A 12,572-nucleotide genomic window follows, 5' to 3' on the forward strand; every position below is an offset into this window, starting at 1 on the left:
ATTCACTTCCCTGCTGTTCTCAAAAATCTCAGTTGAACTATGATGAACTTACTATTGAGGAGCCCATCATGTTTACTGTGAAAAAACTTGCGTTATCAACCCTGTTGACCGGTTCGGTTTTATTCTTTCCCGCGATCCACGCGTTGGCCAGCGTTCCACAGCATGTGGTGAAACAGCAGGCTGGCGGCTACAGCGTTCAGGTTGGCGATACGATTGTCACCGCCTTTACGGACGGCAGCGTGCCGCAGGATCTGCACGCCTTACTGCGTCGGACGACGGCAGAAAATACCGATGCGTTACTGGCTAAAAACTTCCAGGCCAATCCGGTGGAAGCGTCGATTAACGCGTTCTATATCGCCATCCCCGGCCACAAAATTCTGGTGGATACCGGTTCCGGTCAGCTCTTTGGCCCCGGCAAAGGCGGGCGGCTGATTGAAAGCCTGGCGACGCAGGGCATTAAACCGCAGGATATTACCGATATCCTGATCACCCATGCGCACTCCGATCATGCTGGCGGCCTGGTTAAAGACGGTCAGCGCGTGTTTACCCGCGCGCAGGTCTATGTCGGCAAACCGGATATCGATTTCTTCTTTAACGACGAGAACCAGAAAAAGTCCGGCTATGACCAGAACTACTTCGACGTCGCGCGCAAGACCTTAAAGCCCTATCTTGACGCCGGAAAAGTGAAGACTTTCTCCGGGACGGAACAGCTTCTGCCGGGCATCAGTGGTACGGTTCACCCGGGCCACACCCCAGGGTCCGCGTTCTACACGCTGGAGAGCAAAGGTGAAAAAATTACCTTTGTCGGCGACATCATTCACGTTGCCGCGGTTCAGTTCCCACAGCCCAACGTGACGATTGCTTACGATGAGGATCAGGACGGAGCCGCCCGGGTACGCAACGCAGCGTTCGCTGAGTTTGTGAAAAACAAAGATCTGATTGCGGCGCCACATCTGCCTTTCCCCGGGATCGGGTATGTGAAGAAAGGTGAGCGGGAAGGCTACGCGTGGGTTCCGGTGACCTATACCAACCGGGACGCCCAATAAGAGAGTCTCTGCGTCCCAGGCTAAATATTTCAGCCTGGGACCGCTATCTCACGCCCAGGGCCCCGCGGCCGGGTATTAACCAGCCGGCGAAATCTGTTCGGCCCTGCGCTCAACCTGTCAGACAGCCAGCCATTTTTTTGCGTTCGCTTTCATATTCGCTTCTAGTTCACTGTCACGCGTGGCAAATACGCGGCTGAGGGGGAAACCGCTTTGTTCCAGCAGATAAGCTAGCGCGGCATATTCCCGCGGATAGTTGGCAGCAATTTTTGAATCAATCTCAACCGGGCCCAGCGGAAAGGTGAAAATACCCATGTCGTAGATGCTCTGACGATGGAACAGCTTCCATACGCCCTCTCTCTTTTCTGCCAGATCGTAGAAACGATTGTGGCATTCGCATCCAATATTAAGTTTTATATTTTCAGCGATGATCATCGCATTGGTTTCAAGAATCGCTTTGTCGCCGCGGTCGTTAAAAGTGACGACGGGCGAGCCAATCATATGTTTTGTGCGCAAATCTGAAGCGCCCATACGCATGGAACCCTCGACAAAATCGCTCGCGAGCCCTTCGAACCACGTAATTTCGATTGTGCCGTCCGGATGAAAAAGATTACGCAGCTGCTCCCATTCGCCCAGGTCGCGGTGCATCCAGCCATTCATGAGGTCGTTAAGATCCTGACGGTCTTGCAGTTGGTGAGTTTGCATTGTTTGATTCCTGTTTGAGTTGATGCGTTCAGTTTGGCCGTGAAGCGGTTTATACTCAAATATATATATTTTACTAAACAATCATTTTTAATGATGAGTCAGGGTGGCAATGGAACTCCGGCACTTACGCTATTTTTTGGCTGTTGCAGAAGAAGAGCATTTTGGACGCGCGGCTGAGCGACTCAATATTGTTCAGCCTGCGCTCAGCATGCAGATTAAAGCCCTTGAAACTGAGTTAGGCGGTCCGCTGTTTATCCGCACCAGCCGTCGTGTGGAACTTACTGAGGCCGGATCGCTTCTTCTCAGCGAAGCCAGACTGATGCTGGAACAAATGGAACACACGCGTCTGGCAGTCCAGCGTGCGATACGGGGAGAAACAGGGCGTGTACGGGTCGGTTTTGCCGGGAACGCCATTTTTAGTGGCAAAATGATTACCGATGTACGTCGCTTCCGTAAAACCCATCCGGATGCAGAAGTCACCATTCAGGAAATCGCTCCCCAGAAACAGGTAGCTGCGATCCTCGCAGGGCATATTGATGTCGGTTATACACCGGATAACAGTACGACAGCCGATCCGCAGATCAGGGTGCAGAAAACCGGAAACTGGGAGATGATAATCGCAATGTGTGACGATCATCCCTTAGCCATCCATCCGCACCTCTCCGTTGAAATGCTCGCCGGTCATCCCCTGGTCCTGTACGACGCGCATGACGCCAATGAAAATCTGACTGTGCTGCTGGCGCAGCAGCTCGGGGATGGTTTTTGCGTGGCACATCGTTCAAACAGTACGCTAAGCGTTCTGGCATTTGCCGCAGCCGGGCTCGGTCTGGCGCTGGTTCCCGCCCCCCTGCAACAGGTGCAAATACCCGGACTGATTTACCGCAACCTGAATGCTCAGGCGCTGACCGCAAATCTGGTCATGATCAGCCGCATGCAGGAGCCAGGTAATGCAGTGACTGCTTTTCTGGCAATGGCTAACCTTCCCTGTTGAACAACGGCAGCAAGCTATGACGCACAATAAGATGCCCTCCTCCGATATGGATATGGACCTGATCCTGACGCTGGATGCGTTACTCAGGGATCAGAATATCACCCATGCGGCCGCGCGGCTGGGCATCAGCCAGCCGGCGATGTCTGCCCGCCTTGCGCGCCTGCGCGTCCTGTTCAATGAGCCGCTGTTTATCCCTTCCCCACACGGACGTGGGGTGTTACCTACGCCGCGCGCCGAGGCGCTAAGGCCGCAGGTCGCGACGGTTTTGCAGGGTATATCGGCGATGCTTGAACCCACCACGTTCAACGCGCATAACAGCACCCGCACCTTTGTGATTGCCCTGCACGAGAACCCGGCGCTGATGCTGGGGGCAGAGTTGCAGAATCAGATTAGCAGCGCAGCACCAGGCATCCGCCTGCGTTTTGCGCTCCCGGAAACCCCGCTGCTGCCAGCGCAGATGGAAAATGGCGATGTGGATATTTATGTCGGCGTTAACGCGGGGGCGCACGATGCATGGGTCAGACGCAAGCTGTTTGACGATGAATATGCCACCGCCCAGCGTAAAGGCCATCCGCGCGGTACGGGGCCGATGGATCTGGAAAGCTATTGCAGCCTTTCCCACCTGGTGGTTTCATCCGAGGGCAACCCGTTCGCGGGCTTTGTCGATCAGCATCTGGCGGGGCTTGGCCACCAGCGTAACGTGGTGATGTCGACGCAAAGCTATGCGATGGCGCCTGCGATTGTTGCCGGTACCGATTTGCTCTGCACCCTACCCAGACGCATGTTGCTACGGTTCACGCAAACGCTTGATATTTTTCCGCCGCCGCTGGATCTCCCGCCGATCGTCATCGGTATGTACTGGCACCCGAAAAACAGCCAGGATCCGGCTAACCGCTGGCTGCGAGAACAGCTTCTTCAGGCCGCCGGACGTCAGGTATGATCGAGGATGCTCATCAATTTTTTCAGGACCTCAGAGCGAATAATCCGGTGGCAAACCAGCGTCAGCTCGCTCTCCCGGAGTCGGTCAAGAATATCCACAAAGACGACGTTTTGTACGCATATCGCCTTCGCTGAAGCCGGCAGCATGGCGATGCCAAACCCTGCCGAGACGAGACTTATCACTGTGGGGACATCGGTGGCATTTTGCACAACGTCAGGCTGTATGCCCGCGCTGTGGCAGGCATCATAGAAATATTGCTCCAGCCCCATCCCCTCCGGGTCGCGCAGGGCGATCCACTTCTCCTCTTTCACCGACGCAAGCGTCAGCGCGGCGGAGCCCGCCAGGCTATGTTGACGAGGTAAGGCCAGCACGGCCTTTTCCGTTGTAAATGGACGGCTTTGCAGATCGTCAGGCAATAGCGGTAACGGGGCACGAATAATGGCCACATCCAGCTGGTTGCTTTGCACGCCGGTATAAAGGGTTTGCACGTTACCCGTCATCATGGAAAGGCTGATGGCGGGCCATTTCTCATGTAAAAGCCGCAGCGCGGCGGGTAGCTTACTGTCGAATATCGCACTTGAAACACATCCGAGATTCAGCACGCCCTGTTCCCCTCTGGCCGTCTGTCTGGCATCCAGAATCGCCTGATCGGTCATTAAAATCGCGACTCTGGCTTTACTGAGAAATGCCTCACCGGCTGGCGTCAGCGTCAGGCGACGATTCGCCCGGCTAAAGAGCAAGACCCCAAGACGATCTTCAAGCGTTTTTATCTGCTGGCTCAGCGCTGGCTGCGCCATGTTAAGGCGCTCCGCCGCCCGATGCATGTGAAGCTCTTCCGCCACCACGATGAAATTGCGCATCAGTCGAAACTGCATACCATGCCTTTATTATTGATAATAAAATTCATATTAAAATAGCATAAATGATGCAATTGATAGCCCTCTTCGTCCGGTTAAGAATGGAAGCCTTCATCCGAGGAGGGAAATATGAAAAACCACATCAACGATCTCAGAAGTGCTATCGAACTGCTCAAACGCCATGAAGGTCAATACCTTGAAACCAGCCATCCGGTCGATCCTGACGCGGAGCTGGCGGGTGTGTACCGGCATATTGGTGCTGGCGGCACGGTAAAACGTCCGACGCGCATTGGCCCGGCGATGATGTTTAACGCTATTAAGGGATATCCCGACTCGCGTATTCTGGTCGGAATGCACGCCAGCCGCGAGCGGGCGGCGCTCCTGTTGGGCTGCGAGCCCTCTGAACTGGCAAAACATGTCGGCCAGGCCGTGAAAAACCCGATTGCTCCCGTTGTGGTTCCGGCGGCACAGGCGCCGTGTCAGGAACAGGTGTTTTATGCCGACGATCCGGACTTCGATCTGCGTAAATTGCTTCCGGCACCGACCAACACGCCGATAGATGCCGGTCCGTTCTTCTGTCTGGGGCTGGTGCTGGCAAGCGATCCGGAAGATGCCTCACTGACCGATGTCACTATTCACCGTCTCTGCGTGCAGGAGCGCGATGAGCTCTCCATGTTTCTTGCCGCGGGCCGCCATATTGAAGTATTCCGTAAGAAAGCCGAGGAGGCGGGCAAACCGTTGCCGGTCACGATCAATATGGGTCTCGATCCCGCTATCTATATTGGCGCCTGTTTCGAAGCCCCTACCACGCCCTTCGGCTACAACGAGCTGGGTGTCGCCGGCGCGTTACGTCAGACCCCCGTCGAGCTGGTGCAGGGTGTGGCCGTAAATGAAAAAGCGATAGCGCGTGCGGAAATTATCATCGAAGGCGAACTGCTGCCGGGCGTGCGTGTAGAAGAAGATCAGCATACCCACACCGGGCACGCGATGCCGGAATTTCCCGGCTACTGCGGGGAGGCTAACCCCTCCTTACCGGTAATCAAAGTGAAGGCCGTCACGATGCGTCATCAGGCGATCCTGCAAACCCTGGTAGGACCGGGCGAGGAGCACACCACGCTGGCCGGTTTGCCAACGGAGGCCAGTATCCGTAATGCGGTCGAAGAAGCCATCCCCGGTTTTCTGCAAAACGTCTATGCGCATACCGCTGGCGGCGGCAAGTTTCTTGGCGTATTGCAGGTGAAAAAACGCCAGCCCTCTGACGAAGGGCGTCAGGGTCAGGCGGCACTCATTGCGTTAGCCACCTATTCCGAGCTTAAAAACATTATTCTCGTCGACGAAGATGTGGATATTTTCGACAGCGACGACATCCTGTGGGCGATGACCACCCGTATGCAGGGCGATGTCAGCATCACCCATCTGCCGGGGATCCGCGGACACCAGCTCGATCCGTCTCAGACGCCGGACTACAGCCCCTCCATTCGTGGCAACGGGATCACCTGCAAAACGATTTTCGACTGTACGGTGCCCTGGGCGCTGAAGTCCCGCTTTGAGCGTGCGCCCTTTATGGAGGTAGACCCGACGCCGTGGGCGCCTGAACTGTTTAAAAAATAGCGTTAACCGGAAAATCTTCTTCACCCTTCACGGGTGAAGAACCTCACGCTGAAATTGCCGCGTCCCCTGCTTTCTTGTAACCTTTGAGCGTTTATCACATCCCCATAAAAAATGAGACTACCGGACGCCTATGACAGCACATGTTTCCAACGATCCTTTGCATGGCGTAACGCTCGAAATGCAGGTTAACGCGCTGGTTGCGCGATATGGCTGGAATGAACTGGGCAACCGAATCAAAATCAACTGTTTTCGCAAGGACCCGAGTGTTAAATCGAGTCTGAAGTTCCTGCGCCGCACCCCATGGGCGCGGGCGGAAGTTGAAGCCCTCTACCTCGACTCTCTTCACGATGACGGTAACGGGGAACAGGACGAACCGGCGTTTAATCCCTGGACGGATAGCCGGACACCCAGGAGCTAACACGCAAATGATGCGACACGTAAAACGGACTGGCGCGCTGCTTGGCTGCGCGCTTTTACTGGTAAGTTGCACTTCCAAACCACCCAAATCACTCGTTACCCCGCTGCCGCAGGCGAAACCTCTACAGCAGACTAACGAACCCATGCGCGGGATCTGGCTGGCGACCGTCTCCCGTCTCGACTGGCCTCCCGTGTCATCGGTGAATGGCCGTAGCGCGGACCAGCGTATCGCCCAGCAACAGCGGGCGCTGACGGACAAGCTCGATAAGCTGAAAAAACTTGGGATCAACACCGTCTTCTTTCAGGTAAAACCGGACAGTACGGCGCTGTGGGCCTCTAAAATACTGCCCTGGTCAGATACCCTGACGGGGACTATCGGGGAAGATCCCGGTTACGATCCGCTTCAGTTTATGCTGGATGAAGCGCACAAGCGCGGGATGAAGGTTCATGCCTGGTTTAACCCGTACCGCGTTTCCACCAACACGAAGCCGTCGACCATCGCCGCGCTTAACCGCACCTCGTCGCTTCATCCTTCCAGCGTGTACGTCCAGCATCCGGAGTGGATCCGCACCTCGGGGGATCGTTTTGTTCTCGACCCGGGCATTCCCGACGTGCGGGACTGGATAACCCAGGTGGTGATGGAAGTGGTAAATCACTACCCTGTCGACGGCGTTCAGTTCGATGACTATTTTTACACCGAGACGCCGGGCTCCCCCCTGAATGATGCCTGGACCTTCAGGCGCTATGGCGAAGGATTTGCGTCAAAAGCAGACTGGCGTCGACACAATACGCAGCAGTTGATTGTACAGGTCTCCAGGGCGATCAAGCAGGCTAAACCTGATGTCGAATTTGGCGTTAGCCCGGCGGGGGTCTGGCGCAATCGCTCCTTCGACCCGGCAGGCTCGGACACGCGCGGCGCCGCAGCCTATGATGAGTCCTACGCTGACACGCGCAAATGGGTACAGCAGGGTTTACTGGATTACATTGCGCCGCAGATCTACTGGCCCTTCGCCCGCGACGCGGCACGTTACGATGTGCTGACAAAATGGTGGGCTGACGTGGTGAAACCGACCCACACCCGTCTGTATATCGGGATCGCGTTCTACAAAGTGGGCGCGCCTTCCAGAAACGAACCGGACTGGACGGTGAACGGCGGCGTACCGGAGCTGAAAAAACAGCTCGACCTCAACGATTCACTGCCAGACGTTAAGGGCACCATCCTGTTCCGTGAAGACTATCTTAACCAGCCTCAGACGCAGGAGGCAGTTAATTACCTCCGGGGACGCTGGGGTAGTTGACTGAAAAAAGGCAGAAACGTCCTGTTTCTGCCTTTCTTTTTACGGCTTCGGCCCGAACATCGCCTCAAGCTGTTTTGCGTCTGGCATACCCACGACCTGTTGCAGTTCGTTTTGCTCATTCAGGTAATAGATAGCCGGTGTGGCATTCGCGCCGAGACTGTCCATGAGCGTCTGGTGATTTTGCAGGATCTCAACGGTTTCCCGGGACGCCGCTCCTTCAGGTTTCGGCAGCTTTTTCCCGCCGGACAGCTCGTACGTTTTCCAGGCCGACACCGGATCTTTCGCATTCAGGATCGCGGAGGCGTTACGCCCGCTGTTCGGGTTAAGAAATGCAACCAGCAGCGTATTGAGCTGAACCTTGCCAGCCTTCACCCACGGCTGTGCTTCAGCCCAGAACTGCTTGCAGTACGGGCAGAACGGGTCGGCAAAGACGAAGACTTTGCGCGGGGCACTCTCCGCGCCCTCTTTCAGGGGATGCGCCGCATTGAGCTTTTTCCACATCTCGCGGCCCATCGGGGCGTAGATCTCTTTCTGGAAAAAGGCCTCGCTGAGGTTGGTTCCCTTCTCATCATAAAGATAACCAGACACGACGTGCTTTCCGTCAGGGGTCAGAAAGAGCGTCACGCCCATGTCCTGATATTTCCCCAGCCACGCTGGCGCGCCGCCGGGGGCGTCAATTTTCTTGATGATTTTGATGTCCTGCTGTTCACTGAAGTGCTTCACCACATCCGGAAGCGACTCCTCTGCCCTGACCAGCCCTGAAACCATCAGAGCAGAGAGTAACAGCACCTTTTTCTTTGCTAACCGTTGAAGCATAACGACCCCTCTAAAATATTGTTTTTCAGAGTGGTCGAAGTTTATTGCCCTGTCAACGCTTCATAAATATCCTTGAGGCGACTACGCAAAAATCGCACGGCTTTGTGTTTGCGGGATAATAACGCCTGCACACTGTCGCCTGTTTCCACTGCCAGCACCTTCATGCTGTAGCCCTCAAATTCCGTTTTTTCAAACACCTCGCGCTGAGGTGGCGGCAGTTCCGACAGGGCTTGCCCCAACTCTTCCCATAGCAGCATGTTGAGATACTCTTCCTCCGGCGTTTGCGGTACGCCGAATAACGTTTCTGCAATCTCCTGCTCAGGAAAGTCCTCGTTATCTGCTGTCAGGTACCCCGGCAGTGAAACCTCGTGCTTTTTTCGCGCCCGGTCGATCATCTCATTTCGTGCGGCGCGAAACAGCCAGGCGGCGACGTTCTCGACCGGTTGTTCCACTTTCATCAACTGCCAGGTCACTTCCTGAAGAATATCATCGACATCATCACGAACCGCAGTCCGTCCGCGAATGAAGGCTTTTAGCCGCGCGCGGCAGGCATTGAGTGCCGAGATCAGTAATGATTCCCCCACCTCACCGGCTTTCATATTGCTCACTCGGCTTCCGGCGCTTTCGCACCGTTATCATCTCGCTTTTCATCCCGGCCATCGTGCCACCGGCAATGACCGTGGCGCCCAAATCCCGCCCGACGCTGCTGAATGAAGGCCTCACGTTGTTCGGGGCTCATATTCATCCATTGTTCGTGCATACGGCGGTGCGCACCGAACATGCCCGGACGGAAACCCAGCCCACCGAAAAGAATGCGGCTCAGCAGCAGGATCCCCAGCGCCTGCCAGAAGCCAATGGCTTTAACCCCCAGGATGGCCGGGAGCAACGCGTTCCACAGGGACATGACCAGCAGGCCAAGCACCACGAACAGGACTGCGCCAATCACGATGCCCTTACCCATACGATGGCGGCCCAAACCACGCCCGTGACCTTTTCCGTGCATATCAAAATTTCTCATGTGTACCTCGTTTATGTTGAATGATTATGGTCTCTGATGAGGTAGACGGATGAGGAACAGAAATATTGCCGGGGAAAGATAAAATTTATGTGATAGCGGCTTTGTACGGATAACAGTAATGGCTGAAGGAGATTGTGCAGCGGCTACATGGAGACATTAAAAAGGCTCCCTCAGGAGCCTCTCTGAACATCACGCCGTAGCAGGCAAACTAAAGCTCGAGATACTCTGGGACAGCTGCTGCGCCTGCTCCTCCAGCGAGGCGGCGGCGGCGGCGGATTGCTGCACCAGCGCCGCGTTCTGCTGGGTCACACCGTCCATCTCCGTTACGGCCTGCCCAACCTGACCAATCCCGCGGCTCTGCTCTTCTGAGGCAACCGAAATCTGTTCCATCAGCGTATGCACTTTATTCACAGAGCTGATAATAGAATCAATCACCTCTCCCGAACGATTCACCAGTTGTGCACCGTTTTTCACGCTGGAAACAGACTGGGCGATAAGGCTTTCGATATCTTTCGCCGCCACCGCGCTTTTTTGTGCCAGGGTGCGCACTTCACTTGCTACCACGGCAAATCCTCGCCCCTGCGTGCCAGCACGCGCCGCTTCAACGGCCGCGTTTAGCGCCAGAATATTAGTCTGGAAAGCAATGCTGTTGATGACGCTGGTGATGTCCTCAATACGCTTCGAATTGGACGCGATAGTATTCATCGTTTCGATGACTTCACGGGTTACCGCTTCACCGGTATGGGCATTTTTCACGGCATCCTGCACCAGCTTACCGGCCTGGAAAACGTTGTCGGTGTTATTCGCCACCGTCGCGCTCAGCTCTTCCATGCTGGCGGCCGTCTGGGTCAGGGCCGAAGCCTGTTGCTCGGTACGGGAGGCCAGGTCGATATTGCCGGAGGCAATTTCCTGCGCCGCATGCGTCACAGTGTGGCTGGCATCGCGCACCTGAGAAATGGTGGAGAGCAGCGCCTGGCGCATCTGCTCCATCGAGGACATCAGGTGATTGATTTCATTCCCGGAATCACGCTTGATCGGTACCGGTACGTCCAGCTTCCCGGCCGCAATCTGGCGACAGTGCTCGCGCGCCAGGTTCACCGGCGCAAAGACCACGCGTTTCATCAGCAGGCTGACGGCGAAGATCACCACCACGAACAGCACCGCAATGCAGGCGATAATAACCAGACCCGACACGAAATTATGGCTCGCATCCTCGTTCAGCGTTTTGGCGTACTTCTGGTGAACGGAGAGAACCTGATCGAGCACAATTTCATATTGGCGATCGAGTTGAGACACCACGGGAATAAGAGCGTTGAACCGCGACACATCGTGAGCGGCGGCAGCGGCGATGAGAGGGGCCAGTCCCTGGTTACGGTAGTTTTGCCACGCCTCCTGGTAGGCAGTGACAAGCGGGGCTTCGTCCGGCAAACGCGGCGAGGCCATAAACGCCGAAAATGCACTATCGGCTTTGGTCAGCGCCTCTTTAACCGAGGCCAGTTTCGCAGACAGATCGGTAGCGTCCCCCGCTTCCACCATTTTCACATACTCCATAACCCTGACCCGCAGGGTTCGGCTGTGGTTAATGGGATCAATAATGGACAGAACCACCTGAATTTCTTTGTTCACATTATCCAGCGAAGTATTACTTTTAATGATGAGCCCAACGCTGGTGATAGTGCTGGCCACAAAGAAGAAAAGCAGGGAAAACAGGATAATCAGGGATGATTTTTTCAACGACATAACACACCTCAGGGATATAATTTCCCTTTGGTTATCGGCTGAATCCAATCTTTAATTAATTAAAGTTATTGATGTCACCCTCAGACGTTACCCTGTCACTCTACGGCCTTGTATCGCCGTTGCAGGGTGGCATCCAGCTTACGCTGGATCGGCTCCGGCGTTTCCCCTTCAATCAGTTTGCCAATCAGATCAAAGCAGTGCCAGGCGAGCTGGCGGTTATCCTGACGAACGGTATCGACAGGAATGGTCAGAGAATCATAGAGATAGTGATCGTCAAAGCTGGCCAGACGCATATCGCTTTGCAGCAGATTATGTTGCCCCATATAGCGCAACACCCCTTCCAGCAGACCGCAGGCGGCGGTAAAAAGGGCTTTTGGCGGGCGGCCCAGGCGTGCGCAAAGCTCGGCAAACATTTCGTAGCCGGAGCTCGGATGGTAATTACCATGAATGATCCACTCCGGACGTAACTCGACGCCAGCGTCACGCAGCCCCTGCTTAAACCCTTCAAGACGGTCACGCGTCGGGGAAAGCCGCGGCTGACCGCCGAGGAAGTAGAACTCATCCGGATGCTGGCGCGCGATGTCGGCCACCAGCGTGGCGGTTGGGGTAATTGAATCGGTGAGAACCAGCGGCAGAGAACTGTCGTTCATATGGCGGTCAAAGAGCACAACGGGCAACTGTTCGCTCAGCTTTTGATAGTCCGCGTCGTTGAGCATGCTGGAGGCGACAATCAGCCCGTCCACCTGGCGGGCCACCATGTTATTGACCACCACCGTCTCCTGGCCCGGATTTTCATCGCTACAGGAGATCAGCAGCTGAACACCCGCCTCGCGGCAGAGGGTCTCCAGCTCATGAGAAAAAACGGCAAACCCGTAGTTGGTGATTTCCGGCACCACCAGACCAATGGTGTGGCTGCGGTTGTCCCGCAGCGAACGGGCGTGAATGCTGGGCTGATAATGATGTTCTTTGGCAATCGCCAGCACACGCTCGCGTGTCTCCTCCGCCACCCGAAGCTCTTTGCTGCGGCCGTTCAGAACCAGGCTGGCGGTGGCTTTTGATACCCCCGCGAGCTCCGCGATATCTTTAATGGTGACGCGTTTTGTTTTTCTCACAACGACTTAGATCCGGCTGCCAAA

13 protein-coding genes are annotated in these 12,572 nt (G+C 55.5%); 6 read left to right on the forward strand and 7 right to left on the reverse strand.

Annotated elements, in window-relative coordinates; genetic code table 11:
* Positions 1-68 precede the first annotated feature (68 nt).
* Complete coding sequence (locus FZF21_RS11085) at positions 69-1,046, forward strand: MBL fold metallo-hydrolase (RefSeq protein WP_045338515.1); 978 nt, start codon at positions 69-71, stop codon at positions 1,044-1,046.
* A 117-nt stretch (positions 1,047-1,163) separates the two neighbouring features.
* Here FZF21_RS11085 and FZF21_RS11090 read toward each other — a convergent pair whose 3' ends face one another.
* Complete coding sequence (locus tag FZF21_RS11090) at positions 1,164-1,748, reverse strand: nuclear transport factor 2 family protein (protein ID WP_047365052.1); 585 nt, start codon at positions 1,746-1,748, stop codon at positions 1,164-1,166.
* A gap of 109 nt (positions 1,749-1,857) precedes the next feature.
* Between FZF21_RS11090 and FZF21_RS11095 the strand changes: the two genes are divergently transcribed.
* On the forward strand, positions 1,858-2,739 hold the full coding sequence (locus tag FZF21_RS11095) for a LysR substrate-binding domain-containing protein (protein WP_017693407.1): 882 nt from the start codon (positions 1,858-1,860) through the stop codon (positions 2,737-2,739).
* A 16-nt stretch (positions 2,740-2,755) separates the two neighbouring features.
* Positions 2,756-3,679 carry a LysR family transcriptional regulator gene (locus FZF21_RS11100; protein ID WP_047738587.1) on the forward strand — a complete coding sequence of 308 codons (924 nt, stop codon included), beginning with the start codon at positions 2,756-2,758 and terminating at the stop codon, positions 3,677-3,679.
* Here FZF21_RS11100 and FZF21_RS11105 read toward each other — a convergent pair.
* Entirely contained in the window at positions 3,670-4,554 is an 885-nt protein-coding gene (locus FZF21_RS11105; RefSeq protein WP_017382331.1) for a LysR substrate-binding domain-containing protein, read from the reverse strand. The two genes, FZF21_RS11100 and FZF21_RS11105, sit on opposite strands and share 10 nt — an antisense overlap.
* Before the next feature lie 111 nt (positions 4,555-4,665).
* On the opposite strand from FZF21_RS11105, the gene FZF21_RS11110 reads away from it, so the two are divergent.
* The 3 genes from FZF21_RS11110 (at position 4,666) to FZF21_RS11120 (ending at position 7,862) form a co-directional block, all read left to right on the forward strand.
* Positions 4,666-6,147 (forward strand): UbiD family decarboxylase, encoded by a 1,482-nt coding sequence (locus FZF21_RS11110; RefSeq protein ID WP_045334891.1) that lies wholly within the window; start codon positions 4,666-4,668, stop codon positions 6,145-6,147.
* Between the two features lie 130 nt (positions 6,148-6,277).
* Positions 6,278-6,565, forward strand: a complete 288-nt coding sequence (locus tag FZF21_RS11115; protein WP_003857097.1) for a VF530 family protein — start codon at positions 6,278-6,280, stop codon at positions 6,563-6,565.
* Between the two features lie 7 nt (positions 6,566-6,572).
* The gene (locus FZF21_RS11120; RefSeq protein WP_063945879.1) at positions 6,573-7,862 is read left to right on the forward strand and encodes a glycoside hydrolase family 10 protein; all 1,290 of its coding nucleotides are present in this window, start codon (positions 6,573-6,575) and stop codon (positions 7,860-7,862) included.
* A 39-nt stretch (positions 7,863-7,901) separates the two neighbouring features.
* On the opposite strand, the gene dsbG is transcribed toward FZF21_RS11120, so the two are convergent.
* From dsbG to FZF21_RS11145, 5 genes are all read right to left on the reverse strand, one after another.
* The gene (gene dsbG / locus FZF21_RS11125; protein ID WP_063157749.1) at positions 7,902-8,678 is read right to left on the reverse strand and encodes a thiol:disulfide interchange protein DsbG; all 777 of its coding nucleotides are present in this window, start codon (positions 8,676-8,678) and stop codon (positions 7,902-7,904) included.
* 41 nt (positions 8,679-8,719) lie between these two features.
* The gene (locus FZF21_RS11130; RefSeq protein WP_063945880.1) at positions 8,720-9,286 is read right to left on the reverse strand and encodes an RNA polymerase sigma factor; all 567 of its coding nucleotides are present in this window, start codon (positions 9,284-9,286) and stop codon (positions 8,720-8,722) included.
* Positions 9,283-9,696, reverse strand: a complete 414-nt coding sequence (locus FZF21_RS11135; RefSeq protein ID WP_015570500.1) for a hypothetical protein — start codon at positions 9,694-9,696, stop codon at positions 9,283-9,285. Before FZF21_RS11135 ends, FZF21_RS11130 begins: the two co-directional genes overlap by 4 nt.
* A gap of 189 nt (positions 9,697-9,885) precedes the next feature.
* Positions 9,886-11,436, reverse strand: a complete 1,551-nt coding sequence (locus FZF21_RS11140) for a methyl-accepting chemotaxis protein (protein ID WP_023296647.1) — start codon at positions 11,434-11,436, stop codon at positions 9,886-9,888.
* 95 nt (positions 11,437-11,531) lie between these two features.
* The gene (locus tag FZF21_RS11145) at positions 11,532-12,548 is read right to left on the reverse strand and encodes a LacI family DNA-binding transcriptional regulator (protein WP_017693400.1); all 1,017 of its coding nucleotides are present in this window, start codon (positions 12,546-12,548) and stop codon (positions 11,532-11,534) included.
* Between the last annotated feature and the right edge of the window lie 24 nt (positions 12,549-12,572).

Source organism: Enterobacter sp. LU1 (genome assembly GCF_008271405.2).
In the GTDB taxonomy this organism is placed as follows: domain Bacteria; phylum Pseudomonadota; class Gammaproteobacteria; order Enterobacterales; family Enterobacteriaceae; genus Enterobacter; species Enterobacter hormaechei_C.

Bases quoted from the DNA above. Each gene is read 5' to 3' on its own strand.
- FZF21_RS11085 (WP_045338515.1), top strand. From the start codon at position 69: ATGTTTACTGTGAAAAAACTTGCGTTATCAACCCTGTTGACCGGTTCG.
- FZF21_RS11090 (WP_047365052.1), bottom strand. From the start codon at position 1,748: ATGCAAACTCACCAACTGCAAGACCGTCAGGATCTTAACGACCTCATG.
- FZF21_RS11095 (WP_017693407.1), top strand. From the start codon at position 1,858: ATGGAACTCCGGCACTTACGCTATTTTTTGGCTGTTGCAGAAGAAGAG.
- FZF21_RS11100 (WP_047738587.1), top strand. From the start codon at position 2,756: ATGACGCACAATAAGATGCCCTCCTCCGATATGGATATGGACCTGATC.
- FZF21_RS11105 (WP_017382331.1), bottom strand. From the start codon at position 4,554: ATGCAGTTTCGACTGATGCGCAATTTCATCGTGGTGGCGGAAGAGCTT.
- FZF21_RS11110 (WP_045334891.1), top strand. From the start codon at position 4,666: ATGAAAAACCACATCAACGATCTCAGAAGTGCTATCGAACTGCTCAAA.
- FZF21_RS11115 (WP_003857097.1), top strand. From the start codon at position 6,278: ATGACAGCACATGTTTCCAACGATCCTTTGCATGGCGTAACGCTCGAA.
- FZF21_RS11120 (WP_063945879.1), top strand. From the start codon at position 6,573: ATGATGCGACACGTAAAACGGACTGGCGCGCTGCTTGGCTGCGCGCTT.
- dsbG (WP_063157749.1), bottom strand. From the start codon at position 8,678: ATGCTTCAACGGTTAGCAAAGAAAAAGGTGCTGTTACTCTCTGCTCTG.
- FZF21_RS11135 (WP_015570500.1), bottom strand. From the start codon at position 9,696: ATGAGAAATTTTGATATGCACGGAAAAGGTCACGGGCGTGGTTTGGGC.
- FZF21_RS11140 (WP_023296647.1), bottom strand. From the start codon at position 11,436: ATGTCGTTGAAAAAATCATCCCTGATTATCCTGTTTTCCCTGCTTTTC.